This window comes from Nostoc sp. FACHB-280 (assembly GCF_014697615.1).
In the GTDB taxonomy this organism is placed as follows: Bacteria; Cyanobacteriota; Cyanobacteriia; order Cyanobacteriales; family Nostocaceae; genus Nostoc_B.
Genome location: NZ_JACJSD010000030.1, coordinates 13,958 through 33,262 on the forward strand (window position 1 = coordinate 13,958; position 19,305 = coordinate 33,262).

General features: G+C 40.4%; 19 protein-coding genes and 1 pseudogene. 12 read left to right on the plus strand and 8 right to left on the minus strand.

What is annotated here, in order from left to right; genetic code table 11:
- Positions 1-87 precede the first annotated feature (87 nt).
- Positions 88-1,206: a hypothetical protein gene (locus H6G75_RS20475; protein ID WP_190981824.1), complete on the plus strand. Its 1,119-nt coding sequence runs from the start codon at positions 88-90 to the stop codon at positions 1,204-1,206.
- 96 nt (positions 1,207-1,302) lie between these two features.
- On the opposite strand, the gene H6G75_RS20480 is transcribed toward H6G75_RS20475, so the two are convergent.
- Positions 1,303-1,500, minus strand: a complete 198-nt coding sequence (locus tag H6G75_RS20480) for a DUF2811 domain-containing protein (protein WP_190981825.1) — start codon at positions 1,498-1,500, stop codon at positions 1,303-1,305.
- A 515-nt stretch (positions 1,501-2,015) separates the two neighbouring features.
- Here H6G75_RS20480 and H6G75_RS20485 point away from each other — a divergent pair.
- Positions 2,016-3,218 carry an FAD-dependent monooxygenase gene (locus H6G75_RS20485; RefSeq protein ID WP_190981826.1) on the plus strand — a complete coding sequence of 401 codons (1,203 nt, stop codon included), beginning with the start codon at positions 2,016-2,018 and terminating at the stop codon, positions 3,216-3,218.
- A 27-nt stretch (positions 3,219-3,245) separates the two neighbouring features.
- Here the strand turns inward: H6G75_RS20485 and H6G75_RS20490 are convergent, their stop codons facing one another.
- Positions 3,246-3,719, minus strand: coding sequence for a hypothetical protein (locus H6G75_RS20490; protein WP_190981827.1), 474 nt, complete (start codon positions 3,717-3,719; stop codon positions 3,246-3,248).
- A gap of 208 nt (positions 3,720-3,927) precedes the next feature.
- Here H6G75_RS20490 and H6G75_RS20495 point away from each other — a divergent pair, with 208 nt between their 5' ends.
- From H6G75_RS20495 to H6G75_RS20525, 7 genes are all read left to right on the plus strand, one after another.
- On the plus strand, positions 3,928-4,233 hold the full coding sequence (locus H6G75_RS20495) for an HNH endonuclease (protein WP_190981828.1): 306 nt from the start codon (positions 3,928-3,930) through the stop codon (positions 4,231-4,233).
- Positions 4,234-4,458: 225 nt separating this feature from the next.
- On the plus strand, positions 4,459-4,719 hold the full coding sequence (locus H6G75_RS20500; RefSeq protein WP_190981829.1) for a hypothetical protein: 261 nt from the start codon (positions 4,459-4,461) through the stop codon (positions 4,717-4,719).
- A gap of 33 nt (positions 4,720-4,752) precedes the next feature.
- Positions 4,753-5,697 carry an RpoD/SigA family RNA polymerase sigma factor gene (locus H6G75_RS20505; RefSeq protein WP_190981830.1) on the plus strand — a complete coding sequence of 315 codons (945 nt, stop codon included), beginning with the start codon at positions 4,753-4,755 and terminating at the stop codon, positions 5,695-5,697.
- Positions 5,698-5,830: 133 nt separating this feature from the next.
- Positions 5,831-8,050: an AAA family ATPase gene (locus H6G75_RS20510; protein WP_190981831.1), complete on the plus strand. Its 2,220-nt coding sequence runs from the start codon at positions 5,831-5,833 to the stop codon at positions 8,048-8,050.
- Between the two features lie 177 nt (positions 8,051-8,227).
- Entirely contained in the window at positions 8,228-9,016 is a 789-nt protein-coding gene (locus H6G75_RS20515) for a ParA family protein (protein ID WP_190981832.1), read from the plus strand.
- Positions 9,017-9,106: 90 nt separating this feature from the next.
- On the plus strand, positions 9,107-10,150 hold the full coding sequence (locus H6G75_RS20520; RefSeq protein ID WP_313934877.1) for a ParB/RepB/Spo0J family partition protein: 1,044 nt from the start codon (positions 9,107-9,109) through the stop codon (positions 10,148-10,150).
- 251 nt (positions 10,151-10,401) lie between these two features.
- A complete protein-coding gene (locus H6G75_RS20525; protein ID WP_190981833.1) occupies positions 10,402-10,917 on the plus strand; it encodes a hypothetical protein in 516 nt (171 codons plus the stop codon).
- A gap of 170 nt (positions 10,918-11,087) precedes the next feature.
- On the opposite strand, the pseudogene H6G75_RS20530 reads toward H6G75_RS20525, so the two are convergent.
- Positions 11,088-11,519, minus strand: a pseudogene (locus H6G75_RS20530) (RNA-guided endonuclease InsQ/TnpB family protein); the annotation flags it as partial.
- A 344-nt stretch (positions 11,520-11,863) separates the two neighbouring features.
- Here H6G75_RS20530 and H6G75_RS20535 point away from each other — a divergent pair.
- Positions 11,864-12,805: a ParM/StbA family protein gene (locus tag H6G75_RS20535; RefSeq protein ID WP_190981834.1), complete on the plus strand. Its 942-nt coding sequence runs from the start codon at positions 11,864-11,866 to the stop codon at positions 12,803-12,805.
- 20 nt (positions 12,806-12,825) lie between these two features.
- Positions 12,826-13,128, plus strand: coding sequence for a hypothetical protein (locus H6G75_RS20540; RefSeq protein WP_190981835.1), 303 nt, complete (start codon positions 12,826-12,828; stop codon positions 13,126-13,128).
- Between the two features lie 35 nt (positions 13,129-13,163).
- Here the strand turns inward: H6G75_RS20540 and ilvD are convergent, their stop codons facing one another.
- Positions 13,164-14,855 carry a dihydroxy-acid dehydratase gene (gene ilvD, locus H6G75_RS20545; protein WP_190981929.1) on the minus strand — a complete coding sequence of 564 codons (1,692 nt, stop codon included), beginning with the start codon at positions 14,853-14,855 and terminating at the stop codon, positions 13,164-13,166.
- A gap of 120 nt (positions 14,856-14,975) precedes the next feature.
- Here ilvD and H6G75_RS20550 point away from each other — a divergent pair, with 120 nt between their 5' ends.
- Positions 14,976-15,875, plus strand: a complete 900-nt coding sequence (locus H6G75_RS20550; protein ID WP_190981836.1) for a LysR family transcriptional regulator — start codon at positions 14,976-14,978, stop codon at positions 15,873-15,875.
- 70 nt (positions 15,876-15,945) lie between these two features.
- Here the strand turns inward: H6G75_RS20550 and H6G75_RS20555 are convergent, their stop codons facing one another.
- From H6G75_RS20555 to H6G75_RS20570, 4 genes are all read right to left on the minus strand, one after another.
- The gene (locus H6G75_RS20555; RefSeq protein ID WP_190981838.1) at positions 15,946-16,356 is read right to left on the minus strand and encodes a thioesterase family protein; all 411 of its coding nucleotides are present in this window, start codon (positions 16,354-16,356) and stop codon (positions 15,946-15,948) included.
- A gap of 681 nt (positions 16,357-17,037) precedes the next feature.
- The gene (locus H6G75_RS20560; protein WP_190981840.1) at positions 17,038-17,358 is read right to left on the minus strand and encodes a hypothetical protein; all 321 of its coding nucleotides are present in this window, start codon (positions 17,356-17,358) and stop codon (positions 17,038-17,040) included.
- Between the two features lie 264 nt (positions 17,359-17,622).
- Positions 17,623-18,264, minus strand: coding sequence for a PAP/fibrillin family protein (locus tag H6G75_RS20565; protein ID WP_190981842.1), 642 nt, complete (start codon positions 18,262-18,264; stop codon positions 17,623-17,625).
- A gap of 102 nt (positions 18,265-18,366) precedes the next feature.
- Positions 18,367-19,257, minus strand: a complete 891-nt coding sequence (locus H6G75_RS20570) for a hypothetical protein (RefSeq protein ID WP_190981844.1) — start codon at positions 19,255-19,257, stop codon at positions 18,367-18,369.
- Between the last annotated feature and the right edge of the window lie 48 nt (positions 19,258-19,305).

Sequence of the window (19,305 nt, forward strand, 5' to 3'; positions counted from 1 at the left end):
TAGCTAATTTCTTAGTTGTTGTAGTTCTAGGCACTGCCTCTAAATCAATTGTGGCAAGTTGTGATATTTTTTAATATCAAGAAAGCAATGAGTGAATATCAATATTACGAATTTCAAGCACTAGACAAACCCTTAACTGCATTAGAACAAACATATATTAGTAGTTTTTCAAGCCGTGTACAGCTAACATCGAGAAGTGCAATTTTTACTTATAGCTTTGGTGATTTTCGTGGCGAACCCAAGGAACTTCTAGATAAATGCTTTGATATCATGCTATACATGGCGAATTGGGGAACTAGACAATTAGTATTTCGTCTGCCAAAATCGTTAGTTAACTCATCAATTTTTCAACCTTACTGTCTTCCTGAGCAAATTACTGTAGCTACGACATCAAATTCTGTAATTCTAGATATAAATATTGATGATGAAGAATACAGAGATTGGATAGAGGGTGAAGGATGGTTAACTAAGTTAGCGCAAATTCGGGATGACATTTTACAAGGTGATTTGAGAGCTTTATATCTTGCGTGGTTAAAAGCGAGCTCAATTTTAATAGATGAAGAGTCAGAAGATTGTCTTGAACCACCTGTGCCTGCAAAGTTAAAAAACCTACCTGCCCATCTTAAAACTTTTATCGAATTTTTTGATATCGACCAGGATTTGGTTGCAGGTGCAGCAGAGCTAAATACTTCACAAAAATCGGAAATTGAACCACTAGAAGAATGGATTTATGCTTTATCCGCCAAAGAAAAAGATAAGTTTCTCCTCAAAGTAGTTGAGGGCGATCCTAATGTTAGGCTTCAGCTACTCAACAGACTAAGAGAACTATTTAAAAGTCCAGAAAATGCTAGTAGTGTTAATATTCACAGACGGACTTTTTCAGAATTAGTAGAAATTTCTCAACAGCAATCCCAACGCCGTCATGAACAGGAATTACTAGTGGCACAACAGATAAAAAAGTGTAAATTAGAAGCACTAGCTCTCAAAGAAGAATCTGTATGGTTAGAGGTATATAGATTAATCGAGATTAAGCAAGCTAAACAGTATGAAAAAGCAGTAGGATATTTAGTTGATTTGCGAGATGTAGCTGAATATCAAGATAAATTAGATGAGTTTAAAGCTTGTATCCAAAAGATACAGAAAGATTACAGTAGTCGTTCTGGTTTACTATCTCGGCTCAAAAAAGCTGGATTATTCAAACTTTGAAAATGAAATAATCTTTGCAGTAACTAATCAACAAGTCAATGCTTTTTAATGCGCCTGTAGATATTACGCTGCCCTTGTGAGTACCATTATTTTGATTTAATGACGATGGAACAAAGTCTCCAGATAAACTTGTGCCACTCGGCGGTCGCCATCAGCATTCTGTAGCAGAAACAGTGAGACAGCAGCCGTTAATACCCGGTTCTCATCCCAACCAGGGTGCTGTTGTAAATAATCTTGGAGGCACTCATGCAGGGTTTCGGGAATTTCGGTGAAGATGCTAACTGTTGTATTCATACGGTGAGAATGGGAGCAAGCGAATTAGGACAACTAGCTTTGAGTGAAGTAGCTAAAGGCTGTTTCCAAATATTCTTCAAATACTGAACCAAGTTTCTACATTTGGTTTTTACAGCTTACAGAACTATAAAAGCTAGTCGAATTATTGTGCCGCTAAAAGGGGTGGGTTTGTCAATGCTACGAAATATTAAGCCCAGGTACAGAAAGAATCAATATTTACGACAGAATTAGGGATAGAGATATATTTTTGTTACTTTGCTTCATAAAAACTCAGTAACTGCTCTGATAGGCCAAGAGGAAATGAAATCCCCAGCCATGCAACCAAAGCCTACAAGCCTGTCGAACTGCTGTGGAAAATCACTCTTACATCTGTGGAAAAGCTGTGGAATGATTGCGGAAAAGTTAGGCTAATGATAAGAATTGCAAAAAACAAAGAAACTGTAGACTGCGGTAAGATGTGTAACTTAGTGCTGTTTGAGCTAATAAGGTAGTTATTCAGCTTTCACAAAAAAGTTATGTCTCAAGTTGTGATTGTTGGGGCAGGGCCTACTGGGGCAACGTTAGCAGTTTTGTTTGCCAAACGCGGCATTGAAGTTAAATTAGTTGAAGCATCGCGTAACTTCCACCGCATTTTTCGCGGTGAAGGGTTAATGCCAAGCGGATTAGATGCGCTGGCACAAATGGGACTGTTGCCCATCTTGGAAAGTATTCCTCATCGTGCGTTAGATGCTTGGGAGTTTTTCATCGACAATCAGTTTTTGTTTCGCGCCCAGGAACCATTTCAAACTGGTGAGAGGTCAACAACGCTTGTCTCACAGCCATCTCTACTGGAAGCTCTCATCGCCGAAGCAACCAACTATTCTAATTTCGAGTTCATACAAGGTGTGAGTGTAAAAGACTTGTTATGGAATGAGCAACGGGTGGGAGGTGTAAAACTTAGTGATGAGCGTAATATTGATGCTGACTTAGTTATCGGTGCAGATGGTCGTAATTCTGTTGTTCGACAACGAGCGAATTTATCTTTGGAGCATTATTCTAAAACTTTTGATGTTCTCTGGTTCAAATTAGCAAGTAGTTCTGATGTTGGATTGGAGAGTATATTTTATTCAATTGTGAATGTTACTCATGCGTTTGGTTTGTTCCAGGGAGCAGAAGGGAATCTACAATTAGGTTGGTCGCTGGGTGAGGGTGCTGGCAGTGATTGGCGGCAAGTTGATTGGCCTAAGATGCTAGTGTCAGTATCCCCTCCTGGTATAGCAGAACAGATAAAGCAAAATCAGCACACCATTGAGCGACCAGTACTGTTGTCGGTGGTAGTCGGGCGTTGTCCACGCTGGTACGTGCCAGGATTATTACTTTTGGGAGATGCAGCTCATCCGATGTCACCCATTCGCGCCCAGGGAATCAACATGGCTTTACGAGATGTGATTGTTGCCGCCAACCATTTAGTCCCTGTCTTGCTCTCGACGAAGTTGCAGCAGTCCAATATTGATGCAGTTTTACCTGAAATTCAAGCACAAAGGGAGCCAGAGATTGTGCGTGTGCAGCGACTTCAAGCTCAAGAAGCAGGACAAGCTGAACTATTAGGCAAAAGTGCATTACTGCGATGGGCAATCAGTAAGCTACCGCCTGTGCTACGACAATTTATTCGCCAGTCTTGGCTATTGCGGCAGATTCAGTTGCGTCAAGGAATCAAGCCGTTAGAGTTAACTGTTTAGTTATCTAAGGATTTTAATTGTGTACGCTCAACTACTGGCATATTTGAGAACTCGTTCCCATTCCCAACGCCATGCGGTCTCGACTGTTATTTCTTTGCCGTTAGTAAACTTGATAAATTCTGCACCGTCATCATAAAACACATCAGCAACTATTCGATTGCGTACATCGTAACCCCAGATTTTCTCTGCTGTCTTCCACCACCTCTGTCCAGGCGATTCTAGCATTGGTAACTCTAAATACTCATCACGCCAGACCATCGGCTTCCATTGTTCTTGCAATGCCCTAACCAAAATCCGGTTGGGAAACATTTCTTTGTTATTTTCATGTAGCCACAGCATATAGCTGATAGAACTTCTGAGTGCATCTTCTAAGTCGTATGTACAAGCTTCAAGCGCATTTTGAACTTCTTCGTTTGAGAAATTAACACCCAGAGTGGCTAACGCTCGTTCGTAGATTTTGAATATTTCGTACTCTATCGAGTCTTGTTCCCAGAACCACACCCCTTAAGCCTCCTATGAGCTAACGCACTTCAAACGTTTTTGGGTTTTTCTACCTTAATTATGAATAGTTAAGGCTTGCTCTTGTATTCAGTTATATGTTTGCTGAGTAGTTAAAAGAGTTTCTTTCTCTTGACGAGTTTGTAAATCCATAATCAAATTATGGTTAATCAGTGATTTAGCAATCTCATCAGCAACTCAGAACACTGTTATGAGCCAGGGTATCTATCCACCGGACTGGAAACAAATTGCCACAGCACTCAAAGATGCTTGTAATTGGCGTTGTACTCGGTGCGATCGCTTATGCTTGCGTCCTGAAGAAAAAGCACCTCATTTAACTTTTTCTGAGCGCAAAGCTTACACACTGCAAGTACACCATTGGAATCGAGATCCGTCTGATAATCGCCTGGAAAACTTAGTTTGCCTATGCAGTGGCTGCCACCTTTATTATCATCGTTTTGGACGCGGCAACGTTTCGCCTGGGCAGTTGTCATTGTTTGAGAAAAAAGTCTATTAATTAATCAGCAGCCAGAGTTTAGTGATATGTGATCGCTCTCTCCAAAGACAGCAAAGTGCTATGTACTCAGTGTTAAGTAGTGATTTAGAACTGTTCACTAATAACTAATAACTGTTGAGAACTAAGTATAAACTTGTCGTTTCAAGAATACAACTGTCATATTTTCTAAATCTCCTGCTAATTTTGGCTTCTAGATTATTCACTTTTTAGAGTTCACACCAACTAATGGCAAGCAAAGAAATTCAAGTCCAAGAATACACAGTCCGAGCGCACAAACGACTGATACACACGCGCACATTCAACTTCGTCTGCAAACAGTGCGAACAAACAACTTCTCGTGAGACGTATGGCCCACGCCCTTTATACTGCGAAACCTGTCGTCCTCCAGGGCCGCCGAAGAAATCCTCTGTGGCTACACCTGCTAAGAAAGGTAAGCCCAGGGCTAAAGTTTATCGAAGTGATGTGGATTTTCAAAAGTCTTCGTGAGGCGATCTCTGTTTTTAGAGAAAGAGAGAAAGAATGTCCCTCCAGCCAGATAGCGTAGGCATCTACTTACGAGAAATCTCTAAATATCCAATGCTGACACCAGAGCAAGAGATTACTTTGGCGCGACAGGTGCAGCAGATGATGGTAATAAATCAACACAAAGAAGCTCTCGAATTGCGGTTACATCATCAGCCAGCCTTGTCAGAACTAGCTGCTGATCTGGGAAAAAGCGAAACTGAAGTATCCCAGATTCTGCGGTTAGGACAGAAAGCCAAAGAAAAGATGATTGCGGCTAATCTACGGCTTGTGGTGGCAATCGCCAAAAAGCATCGGTGGAGTCATCTAGAATTTCTGGATTTAGTACAAGAAGGGTCGATAGGATTGCAAAAAGCAGTTGAGAAATTTGACCCAAATCGCGGGTACAAGTTCTCAACCTGTGCGTATTGGTGGATTCGACAGGAAATTACAAAGGCAATAGCTAATAAATCGACCACGATCAGAACGCCAAGCCAAATGAAAGATCGCTTGATTAAACTTAAAAAAGTACAGCGAGACTTGACGAGAATGTTGGGGCGATATCCTACAATTGCAGAGATAGCAGAAACTGTTGAACTTCAGCCAATGCAAGTGAGAGAATGTTTGATAGCTTTTCGTCAACCGCTATCTTTAGATCGGCCGATGGGGCAAGAGGATGAAGTTAACTTTTTGGAGATTCTGCCTGCCGATAGCACTTCCCCAGATGAGTACCTAGACGAAGGATTTCTGCGGCAAGAATTGGCGAATTCTTTGATAACGCTTAAGCCAATACAAAAACAAGTGCTGATGTTTCGCTTTGGTTTGGGTAGTGTTGACAAGCTGACAACGAAACAAATTGCTCAGAAGCTCAACATTAAAGAATCGAAAGTCAGGACAGCTCAGAATCGAGCAATAAAAGTGTTGCATGGCAGCCAGTCGCAGATGCGAGAGTACTTGGTTTGATGTGCTGAGTTTAACAGTATTTCAATGTGCATTATGATGCGTTAAAATTTCAGGCTAATTATCGTGGTTGCGTTAAAATTTGCACAGAGGGGTAGTGGCGATTTATTAGCTCAAGATGATTACCAAGTAAGAAATGGACTTGTTTGACCAACATCTCAAAAAAATCGAAGAAACTGAAGCACCATTAGCGGCACGGATGCGTCCTTTGACACTAGAGCAATTTGTTGGTCAAGATCATATTATTGGCCCAGGGAGGTTATTACGACGTGCCATTAGTTTAGACCAACTATCGTCAGTAATTTTCTACGGCCCACCAGGGACAGGAAAAACGACATTGGCAAGAGTGATAGCGAATACAACGATCGCCCATTTTATTGCGATTAATGCGGTATTGTCAGGAGTTAAAGAAATTCGTGCTGCGATAGAAACGGCACAGCAACAGCGAAAAATGTACTCTTCACGGACGATTTTGTTTGTAGATGAGGTTCATCGTTTTAACAAGTCCCAGCAAGATGCACTGTTGCCTTGGGTAGAGAATGGAACGGTAATTTTAATTGGTGCTACTACAGAAAATCCATACTTTGAAGTTAATAAAGCATTAGTGAGTCGTTCGCGGATTTTTCAATTAAAGCAATTAAACGACCAAGATTTGTACAAAATTGTTCAGCAAACGCTAACTGACAGCGAACGCGGTTATGGAAAGCTATTAGTAGAATTTGAGGATAAAGCGTTAGAACACTTGGTAAACGTCGCCAATGGGGATGCTCGTTCATTATTGAACGCCTTGGAATTAGCTGTGGAGACAACGCCAGCCAACGCACAAGGAGTTATACAGATTAGTTTGGCAGTAGCGGAAGAGTCAATTCAACAGCGTGCCGTGTTGTATGATAAAGAAGGTGATGTCCACTTTGATACAATCAGTGCGTTTATCAAAAGCTTGCGAGGTTCTGACCCGGATGCGGCACTGTACTGGTTGGCGAAAATGGTTTATGCGGGAGAAGACCCCAGGTTTATATTTCGCCGGATGTTAATTTTAGCGAGTGAAGATGTAGGGTTAGCTGACCCCAACGCGATTGTCGTTGTCAATGCTTGCAATGAAGCTTATGACAGAGTGGGGATGCCAGAAGGACGTTATCATTTAGCACAAGCAGCCCTATATTTAGCAACTGCGCCGAAGTCAAACAGCATCATGGGCTTTTTTGATGCACTAGCATCAGTAGAGCAAGAAAAAGAGAAAGAAGTACCGAATCATTTGAAGGATGCGAATCGAGATAAGAAAGGATTTGGACATGGGCAAGGTTATCTTTACCCTCACGCATACCGAGATCACTGGGTAGCACAACAATATTTACCAGCCAGTCTGCAAGGGCAAGTATTCTATCAACCATCAGCCCAAGGCAAAGAAAAAGAAATTAGCACCCAAGTCTTGCGTCGTCGAGAAGCCCAACTAGCTGCATTAATGGAAGATAGTTCTGTTGCACCATTAGAGATCCTGACTTATGGAAGTAGTGACAAAGCTAGTGAGCGTTGGTTGCAGCGAGTACTTTCGCAAGTAGGTACTCAGTTAGCAAACGTTAGAGAACGGATTTTTGATTTAGCAAAATTGCAACGGCATCATTTAGTGTTAGATATTAACGCTGGCACAGGTTTACTGACTTGGGAAGCAATTCGGCAAGTTCCAGAAGGTGGAGTATATGCTTGTGTTCGCACAAATACAGATGCTAATGCGCTACAAGAGCAAGCAGCAGCACTACCCCACCTGATGCGTCCGGTCATTTTGACTGTGCCAATCTCCCAACTACCTGCGGTATTAGTCCAGGAAGCAGCAAATGTACAATTCGATTGCATCATGGGGCGAAATGCCTTGATGACGGAGCCTGAAAAATTACAAGCTGCCCAAACTTTATCTCAACTAATACCATCAGGGGGAAAGCTGGTACTTGCTGAGACTGTACCACGTTACACTCAAAGGTTATATCGCTTACTTCAGCCACGCTTGGTAGATGCTTCACTGTACAAACGATTAGTTGACGCAGAAGAAGCAATGTACGCTAATCAATCAGACCCCATGCTTAACTGGGATGCAGATGACTTACGTGATGCTTTTGTATCAACAGGGTTGACAGTAGATATTGTAGTTGAACAAAATTCAACGCAAATGCACATCAGTAATGCTTTTCTGGAGCGTTTGTTTGCTAATAAAGGAAATCAACCGAGTTATGCACAACGTGTGGGAGAAAAACTCACATTGGAAGAATTAGAAAAGCTCAAAGCAGCTTTCACCCAGTACTTGCTGAACCAGACATTTGACTGGCAAAGTGTGATCGTTTTTCTCAAGGCTTATAAAGCTTAATTTCTTATAAACATGTCGGATTTTAAAATTCGACATTTTATTTGATGTAGAGATTGATATTTGCTAAAACTTAAAATCAATCAAACAAAGAATGAATGTATGATATTTGCCTAAAGACGTGAACGTTAAGGCAATTATTGTAAATCAATCCCATAGTTATGTATGGCGAGGTTTTTGATGGCACAAGTAGTTATTGCGGTTTTGGCGAATGCTGGTGGTGTCGGTAAAAGTACTTTATCTGTACATCTAGCTTATGAAGTTAGTAAGCGTAAACACAAGGTAGCATTGCTAGATTTAGATCCACAGAGATCGCTTGATGTTTTTTGTGGTTTAGAAGCAGCCGATGCAGAAAACACAATGGTTAAAGTTTTAGCAAAGGATTTTAAGGGGGACTGGGTTTTAGAATCAGCATGGGATGAGGCAAGAATAGAAGTTTGTCAAGGACATCCATTACTAGCGGATACAGGCAATGATTTAGTAATTCGTAAACGAGGAGAATATACCTTAGCGGATAGACTGCACAAATATCCTTTACCCCATGATGTGGTAATTATAGATTGTCCAGCTACTTTGGGAATGCTGAATGTAAATGCTTTAGCAGCCGCCACTCATCTTTTAGTGCCGATACAGCTTGAAATGAAGGCGATTTCAGGTGCCGCAGAGTTAGTTGAATGGTGTATCAATACATCTGAAGAACTACAGTTAGATCCTAAGCCTTCTATCATGGGTTTCGTGCCAAGTATGTATGATGAGGCGATAGCAATGCACAGGCAGTACTACTCACAACTGCCAGCAATTGCAGAACAATTAAATGTTAAATTGTATCCAAAAATTCGTAGTTCTAATGAGTTTAAAAATGCCAGCGCACATGGATTACCTCTGCATAAATATCGAAATAAACATCCAGCTTGTAAAGATTTTAAGCAAATTGCAGATGATGTGGTTGAATTAATCAAAAGTAAGTGAGGAACTTCTATGCCGAAAGCACTACCACAAATAGGGGAAAAATTCAAAGGGGCAGTTCAAAAAACCGAGCAAGAAAAAAAAATTGCTCAATTGCAAGCAGAAGTAGAACAGCTAAGAATCAAGCAAGCTCCTGAACTTGAGAACGAGTTACAGTTATTGCGAGAAAAACTGCGGAATCATTCTGGAGAAGTGGAAATTGATCTGGAATTAATTGATCCTAATCCCAATCAACCAAGACAAACAATTACTGTAGAATCAATTCAAGCAAAAGCACGACTATTAAAAAAACACGGGCAGATTACTCCTATCATTCTTGTAGCCCAAAAAAATGGGCGTTACATACTGCTTGATGGGCAACTGCGTACTGAAGGGGCAAAGCTATTAGGATGGAAGTCTATCCGGGCTGTTATTGTTCCAATGCCCAAAGATTTAACACAATCATCTCTCATTACTTTTCTCGGATTTGAAGACTTAAACCCCTTAGACAAAGCTGAAGCTATTGTTCAAGAACTAAATAAAGCAACAGAATTGGATTTAGAAGAAATTTCTACAGTACTAGCAACTGTGCTTAAACGTATAGAACGTGATGGGAAGAGTAAAGAGTTGACAAAATTAGTTGCTTTGGACTTAGAGCAACAAAAGTTAGGATTAGAAACTTTAAATGTAATAGGTGAAGAACAAAGTTTGTTTTTAGGATTGTTAGAGTTAGGATTGAACCCTGCTTCAGTAAAATCTAATCTTTTACCGATGCTGTTCCTACCTGATGATTTAAAAAAGGCAATTCGCTATAACGGATTGAAAGGGGCGCACGCTTTGGCACTAGCAACTTTATCTGCAAAAGCTTTAGACATATCTGAAGAAAAGGCTCAAAAAGAACGAACTAAAATCACAGAAAAAGTTTTAGCAGAAAATCTTACAGTACCAGAAACACGCGAACTTATTAAGCAAGTTAAAGCTAAATACTTAACAACAACAAAATCAGAATCCAAAGAAGTCAAATCTATAATTCAAAAAATCAGTAATTTATCAGAAACATCATTAATTCAGGCAAGTACTGAGCAGCTTCAAGAACTAAAAATAATTTTGCAAAAAAAATTAGCTGAAATAGAGAACCTAAGCCAGCATCAAGCTTAACAGTGTAGAGATAGAGTGATTGCTCAATTTGTGGATAAAGAAACGTGCCAATAACTTTTAGAAGGAGTGATTGATCGCTCAAAGTCTCTCGTTAAGCGAAATTAGTTGCTAAATCCAAGTAATAGATCAGCAGTCAAAAACAGACTCAGCGATATCATTAAAAGTAGATAGCAGCAATCCCTTCACTGTGGAAGGGATGATAGTACTATCGAACTTAAGAATAAATTGGCAGACATAGCCACCCATTAATAATGCCAAAGTTAACCTGTTTAACTGCACAGCTAACTGTACTAACAGCCCTGAGCCTGACAAGTTGCAGTACCACTAGTGTTGAGCAGTACGAAGCGACAGCACTTACCAGTTATATCTGGCAAGTAAAGTATGCCAATAATTTAACTAATGCACCACAGCCAAGGATTGAAAGCTTTGGCACTGCATCAGTACTGAATCGGAATGGATTGAAACCAGCAGGAGCAGTTATTGGCCCCGACGATCAAGGACTATGGTGGCCAATTGTGCCACTACGCCCAAGCATTGATGAAGTAGAACAACGCAAAAAACCTCAAGAAGAAGCAGGCAAACCAGAACTACAGAAAACGGTAAAATATCAAATTACTTATGGAGCAGGTGAGCAACAGAAAACACTGCCTACAAACTATGATGTTTATCGGCAGGTAGTGAAGGCTTACCCGTTCCGAATTCCGTTGGAGTTAACTTTCGGATTAAATGATGACTCGGTAGAAAAGGCTGAACCAGTTGGCAAGTAATAATCTGATAAGCCTTAACTGCTGCTTATATTGGCAAATAATATTCTGTGAAGCATAAGGGAAACTTTCTTGTGTATCCCTAAAGTTTGCCATCACGCAATAATTTGTGCGCCATATCACCTATCAAGAGCAGAGTGTAGGGTATAGGGGGTAGGGTGTAGTGAAAGCAGCAGAAAATCCTCACGGCAGTTAGTTATTTTTCTGTGAACTCTAGCAACTTTCTTTCGAGCTTTAACACGGTTGTTAGAACCTTTCTGCTTCTTAGATAGTTGCCGTTGTTTAAGTTTTAAATTCTTCTCATGCTTATTGAGTATTTTAGGATTGTCAAACTTTGAACCATCACTGGTAACAGCAAAGTGGGTTAATCCCAAGTCAATACCTATCGCTTTACCTTCTGTATTTAATTCTGGTTTTTCTTTACCATCATCAAAAAGAATAGCCGCAAAGTATTGATTAGAGAAGTTTTTGGATATGGTTACAGTCTTAACTTTCCCTTCAATGGGTCTATGAATGATTGCTGTTACATCTCCTATTTTTGGAAGACCTACAGAATTATCAGCAATTTTGACATTTTGAGGATATTGTATTGACTGCTTACCATGTTAGCAACTGCCGTCGGGAAACTGTCGTCAACTCACGCGCAATTCATCTCAACACTTCCGCTATCGCGGTAAGTGTGAGGCTTCTTGCTGTTCAAGCTAAAATTATTTGTTCCCCAAATCAATTTTTTAAAATTACTAAAAATCAGTACCGTTAATAAAAAATCCAAAACTACAAATAGGGGTCAAATGGGGGTCATATAACCCCCAACAATTAAAATTCACAGATGGGGGCTAAATGGGGGTCATATAGGTTACATTTGACCCCCATTTAGGGTATCCTCAAAAAGCCCTGATTTTATGCCGCAATTAACATCAATGACTTTTTTGAATTGGAGCAAAGCAACATGACGAATGTCCACGCACTGCAAAAAATTTTTCCAGCCGGCTTTGACAATGGCTACGGTAGCTTGAAGCTGTTAGTCGATGGCTTTGAGGTGGTGAGAGTTCCTAGCTACATTTCCACAGCAGATATGGAAGACGTTCCAGGTAGAGTCGAATTTGATGGGACAGCATACACAGTTGGAGAATCTGCATTCCGAGCCGGAGATCATTTTGAACGCAACACTGATAGCAATGATAATAAGGTAAAGAATGCCCTGAGAACGCTATTGGGAGCATTAGCACATTTGCCACACCGCAAAGCTTGGCATTTAAAGTTAGTCGTCAGCTTGCATGATGTCGCTCTAGCAAAAGACTTAACCCAAGTACTCAATGGAGAATACCACGCTGTCCTGGCTGGCAAACCCTCAGAGGTAAAAGTAGAAGTCCTGAAAGTTGTTCCCGAAGGAATGGGGGCATTGTTTGGCCAAGCATTACCGAAGAAATTAACAGTTATCGACTTTGGTAATGGCACAACACTGTATTCTCGATACACCCAAGGCAAGCGGGAAGTACACACTCCTTACCCTGTGGGTGTAGAAGTTCTCATCGATGAAATTGCCCAGAAAATGAAACATCTCAATGGTGGCAAGCTAGGAGATCCATCGAAAGTACGGTATGCCCTGGAGATGGGACACACCAGATATAGCCGTGACATTGATATTAAAGATGTGTACACAGCTTGTTTTAAAGATTGGTATGAGAAGTATTTGAAAAAAGTAGTGGGTATGGCGTTGGATGCCAAACACCAAGGTGATGAAATCTGGGCAATTGGTGGTGGCTGTCTATTGCCAGGGTTTAAAAAGCTTTTAGAGAAAAATGGGTTTAAAGTCCTGGACAATCCAGTAGAGGCTAATGCTGCGGGATTACTAGAAATGGCAAAAGCGATAGTCAACAAAAATGCTTAAAAAACTAGCAGGAAAAAACCATGCTCAATAATCAAGATGATGTTTCAGATAAAGTACGCATTAGAAATAGTTATCGTCAACGCATAATAGCAGAGGCAAAACAATTAGATAAAAGCTATTTGGAGACGCTTCACTTTATGATTGATTGCTATTTTGCATTTAAAAAAGGAGTGTTAACTACACAGCAACCAATAGCTTATACGTCCGATTTCAACGGAATAGAGCTTAATTCGGGAGATTCCCAACAGTCTATTACTGTATCGACCTACTCTGAACAAGAAGATACTGAGGGTAAAACATTCAGCCTGGATTTTGAGTTGTAAAGTTGGGAAGTAGTAAAAGATATCTAATTTTGTGCTTATCGACGAAACAAATTCAAGTCAGTGACAGCACCTAAACTACTAGAGGAAACTAAAAGAGCATATTTCGCCAATACACCTTGAGTGTAACGTGGGGCTGGGGGTTGCCAATTGGCACGGCGACGGGCTAATTCTTCATCAGGAACATTTAGCTGCAATAGCCGTGATGGTGCATCAATGGTGATGCTATCACCTTCTTCGACTAAGGCGATCGCTCCACCCACAGCTGCTTCTGGTGCAACGTGACCAACTACCATCCCATAAGTCCCACCGGAGAAACGTCCATCGGTAATTAACCCCACAGAATCACCCAAACCCGCACCAATAATTGCCGAGGTAGGCGCTAACATTTCCCGCATTCCTGGGCCGCCTTTGGGGCCTTCGTAACGAATCACAATCACATCACCAGCTTGAATTTTGCTTGCTAAAATCGCATCTAAACAAGATTCTTCCGATTCAAATACTCTGGCGGGGCCAGTGATGACTGGTTTTTTCACCCCGGTAATTTTAGCCACAGCGCCTTCAGTAGCCAAATTACCTTTAAGAACTGCCAAGTGACCTTGAGCATACATCGGTTTATCCCAAGGACGAATTACATCTTGGTCAGAGCTGGGTTCATTCGGCACATCGGCAAGTACTTCGGCGATGGTTTGACCAGTGATGGTAATACAGTCACCATGTAGCAAATCATGTACCAGCAGCATTTTCATGACTTGGGGAATACCGCCAGCTTTGTGTAAATCTGTAGCTACATATTTACCACTGGGTTTTAAATCGCACAATACAGGCACGCGACCACGGATAATTTCAAAGTCGTCGATGGTTAATTCCACACCAGCCGCACGGGCGATCGCCAAAAAATGCAATACTGCATTTGTAGAACCACCAACCGCCATAATTACTGAAATAGCATTTTCTATAGATTTGCGGGTGATAATCTGGCGCGGTAATAATTGCTTACGAATAGCTTCGACTAACACAAACGCCGATTTTTCCGTACTGTCGGCTTTTTCGGCATCTTCGGCAGCCATTGTGGAAGAATAAGGTAAACTCATCCCCATTGCTTCAAATGCCGAAGACATGGTGTTAGCTGTGTACATCCCACCACAGGAACCCGCACCCGGACAAGCGTTTTGTTCAACGGCTGTTAATTCAGCTTCGTCAATTCTGCCAGCACTGTATTGTCCCACCGCTTCAAAGGAACTGACTACAGTTAAATCACGACCGTTGTAGTGTCCGGGTTTGATTGTACCACCGTAGACAAAAATCGCGGGAATATTCATCCGGGCAATCGCCAGCATTGCGCCTGGCATATTTTTATCACAACCACCAATTGCCAATACGCCATCCATACTTTGTCCAGTACAAGCAGTTTCAATGGAATCGGCAATCACTTCTCTCGACACCAGGGAATATTTCATCCCTTCTGTTCCCATTGAAATCCCATCACTGATAGTAATTGTCCCGAAGATTTGCGGCATTGCTCCAGCAACTTTAATACCAGCTTCTGCCCTTTGTGCCAATTTATTTATCCCCATATTGCAAGGGGTAATAGTGCTGTAACCATTGGCAATACCGACAATTGCCTTGTTAAAATCGGCATCTTCAAACCCAACAGCCCGGAGCATCGCTCGATTTGGCGATCGCTGTACACCCTGTGTTACAATCCGGCTTCTCAAATTCTCTGACATTGTTGTTTTATTCATTACTCAAAGCTGGAACAAATCTCTGTATGAGTATGATATGTAGATATTTTTGAGATGTCCAATATATATTTATTAGTAATTAAGACTTATAAAATATTAAAAAAGATGGAATTAAGGCACTTGCGTTACTTTATTGCTGTAGCTGAGGAACTACATTTCACTAAAGCTGCTCAGAGATTGCATATAGCTCAACCGCCTCTGAGCCAACAACTCCAGCAACTAGAAGCAGAAATAGGAGTAAAGCTGTTTCATCGCAAGACTAAACGACAAGTACAGCTAACAGAAGCCGGCAAAGTTTTTCTACAAGAGGCTTATGGATTACTTCAGCAATTAGAAACAGCAGTAGCACTGACTCAAAGAATTGGAAAAGGGCAAACAGGTCAACTGAGAATAGGATTTACTAGTTTGGCAATTTACGATCTGTTACCCTTGATTTTGCGAGAATTTCGCCAGCAATTTTTAGAAGTAGAATTAGTTTTACTAGAGCTAACCACCAGTCAACAGGAGCAAGCACTCAAAGATTCCCGAATTCATCTGGGTTTTGCTCATCCACCATTAGTGGATAACACTTTATCTTATAGTTGCATTCAAAGTGAAAGCCTAGTCGTAGCTTTGCCTTCGACTCATTCATTGGCTCAAAAAGAACATATTTCAGTGGAATCGCTATTAAGTGAACCCTTAATCATGTTTCCTCGCTATCTAGCACCAGGACTTTACGATCTAGTTATGGGTCTTTTTCAGAAAGGAGACTTCAAACCTCACATTGTTCAGGAGGCGATTCAAATGCAAACAATTATTGGATTAGTATCGGCGCAAATTGGTGTGGCAATCGTACCATTTTCTCTACACAACCTTCAAAGGTCTGGTGTAGTTTATCGTTTTATAGTAGGACAAGTACCTGTAATCGAAACTGCTTTGATTTGGCAGCAAGATAGTTTAACAGCCATTGCAGAGAATTTTTTACAGTTTACTCAAAAGTTTATTGATGAGAACTTGCAAATCTAATTCATCAACCATTGTTGGCATGAAGCCAGATTAGACAAAATGATTCAAACAAGTTACTAAGTCTAATTATTTAAATTAGTTGAGTTGCTCCTTCTAGAAATTCTTGTAGCGTTCGCAAAGTGCGCTCTGTGGAATCAATAAATACTACTTGAATACGAGCTTCAACAGCAACTAAGGAATTCCCTTCTTTGATCACCTCAATTGACTGCCAAAAATTGGCTTGGTAGAGTGATGATTGATTTGATTGATCTAACTTAGTGTTGACAATCACATTCTCCAGAATAATTTCCTTACGATAATTAACTTCAATCCGAGCCACAACTGGAACAATTTTCTGTTTGATATTTATGTTATGGTGCTTCAACCAATCCCAACGTCCCGTTTCTAAATACTCTAAAACAGTAGCATTGTTAACATGACCTAAACTATCGAGGTCATTTGGACGTACCGGTAGTTTTAAAGAGACAAGTTCAAAACTCATTCGTTAAAAATCTTTTAATTTAAATTTATTTGGCTAGTTAAAATACTATAGGACTACATATTTAAATTAATTTTTGATAAAAAAAATACAAATAAGAAAAAAATCGAGCAAGCTTATTTACGGCTGAGAATTTTTCGACCTGTTGTGGCGTTCAATTGATGATAGTTTTATTACAGGTACGGTAGAAGGCTTTCTAATTGTCTAAGAAAATTTACCCTGGTATCAATGATTGATGCGTTTGATATAAGAGTAGAGAATTTCTCGTTCGCTATGGCTAGAGATAATAAAGCATTGTTGACCTACTGCATGATGATAAAAAACAATGGCAACACTTTCTTTTGGGCAAACTCCTAAACAACTGGTAGTGAACTACCTACACTGACCTTGCGGTACAGTGTAGGCTTCCTGCCCAACAGAAAGCGCAGTAGTGGATTTCTTGCGTCCTCCCCTGCTCCGACTTACATCTGGGCGACAGGCTTTATCCCCCGTTCCAGAGGTCAAAAGTTTCCTCCATATCTTCCTCCCTTGCCTATCGGCATCGGTCGGAAGATTGTCGTCAATTAGCCTGCCATTCATGAGGACACTTGCGTGGGCGGCTCTGCCGACTTGAGCAAAGTGTCCATCTCATCACCTCCCTACCCTTCGGGAACACTTCGTGAACGGGTAGGTGAGAGGCTTCTGTCAGTTCAAGCTAACAACTCGATATTTTCCCCACAATCCATCTAATTTGAGTTGAGACTTCAGCCATTTCTGTAGTTCTTCGGAAGCTGTTGTACCTGATCTTACTTGGTGATAACTGTCAGAAAATTTCTCGGCTGCACACTGGGAACAAACGAGTATCAAACCATTCTGCCACTGGGGAGTGAAAGTGGGAATGGGAGGAATAATGGCAGGAATTTCTAATGGGCGATCACTGGAAGGAATAGTAGGTTGTTCATTATATGAGAACTGCTGAAAAATTTGCTTGATTAGTTTAAAAATCCGTTTAAGCAGTTTTTTCATGATCGAATGGCTTTGCTATTTCTTTCATAGCATTACTTAAATTGACTATTGAGTTTGTTTTAATAGATTCAGGATCACATAAAGTTTTTTGAACTTTGTGTTGAGAGTTTTCCTATAACTATTACTTGTCATATCTGGATCGATTAGCGGGATTAGGACGATATACCAGGCTGTACAGATTACACATGACATTAAGACACGCGCGAATACTTTTGAGTGAATTTGAGATTGCCAGGAAGAAAGAGCCGAATTGGTGCGTCTTTCTCAAATTTGACCGATAAAATTGGCTGATTCCTCACGCTGAAAAACAAATAAATTACCTGTTACACCTCGTCCTATTCTTATATCAGAGTCTAAATAGGAGGTTCGCCATAAAGCCTCATTTCGCCAAAATTCTAATATCGGCAGTGTCAATACAGGAAAGTTTTGAGTGGATATACCCAAAAGTTTTGTTGCTCTCCAAGAAAAAGCATCAAAACTCACCTTCGCCACTTGTTCATCTTGCTCCCATTTCCATACTCCATCAACCGATAACTGTAGCTGTCCTACTAAAAATAATTCAAATTCAGCCGCATTAATAGCAGCAATTTTTCCTGGTTCTTGAACAAGCAAATTCTGCCACACACGTTTGATTTTGATTGCTCCAAAAAAATCTGAAATAGAGGCTAAAGGACGTGTTACTACAGTTCCATTGGAGGCATATATTAATTGCCAGTTACCACTTAAGCAAGAAAGATTACTAATGTTTAATGGATTTACTAAAGGATTAATTTTCTCTAACTGCTGCACAATTGTATCAATCGATTCTTGTTTTAACGGAAACAAAGCTTGTTGTAAACTTAATGCTCCTATTTGAGACAAGAGTTCATGTTTTAATCCAAGTCTTGCTACATTATCGTCAATCATACCTGAATATTATATTCCTGTACTGTCAAGTTTCGTTGTTCCAATTCAAAATTCAAAAAGGTCAAAACTTCCTAGTATTTAAAGATTGTGCATTAAGCTGATTCAAAAAATATCTTCAGTTTGGATAGGTAAGTAATGATCTGCGGCTGTTAAGCGTGATATGGGCTGCAACACAATATATAAATAATTACCATCTTTCAACGATTGAATTGCTAAACTGATCACCTCAAAATTTAATAACCAACATTCATCTCTATTAAAAGGAACCGAGATAGATAGCTTCATCCCTATAGATAATTGGTAAAAATCAAGTATCTTTGCCAAGGAGACTGTTTTGAGAATATCGAAGTATTTTCTGCCATCTAATTGAGGATAGCCTTGAGCAATAATTTCATCAACTATCAGTAGGCGATATTTTCCCGCACGCAATAATTGTGAATAGCTACCTTTATGAGGCATTTTTAGTGTTTGAGGAGGAGGTGGTGCTGGTGGATGAACTATGGTTTCGGTGATTGGTAGAAAATTGGATTTTGTTGGCTGTTGAGCATCTTTTAACAACGTCAGATGAATATCTCTACCAAATATATTTTGAAAAGCAGCTTGCAGTTGGGGCAATCGAGTAGTGATTTTATCGTGCCAAGAACTTTTACATTTTATAGAGGCAGACTGACCATCAAAAGAAACTAAAGAACACATTTGCCCAATTAATGCCCTCGTTGGAATGTTGCTAATTTGAGGCAAAACTTCCTGCCAAACAATCGTCAGGTCATACTGTGGTACTGGAGGTGGTGGTAGTGGTACTGGTGGCTTTAATGGTTTAGATGATGGAGGTGTTGGTGATGATGTTTCTTGAGTGAAAAATTCTTCAGCTTCCGACAAAGAATCAAAATCAGCAACTTGTTTAAACAGCTTGTAGCCGCCCTGACAAAATCTAACTTCGTAACCTTTTTGAGCAGCAATATTTTTGAGTTTGGACAGGGTTAATCTGTTCATTATCAACTGTAATTAGATAGCAGCACCGAATTCATCACAAATATATAT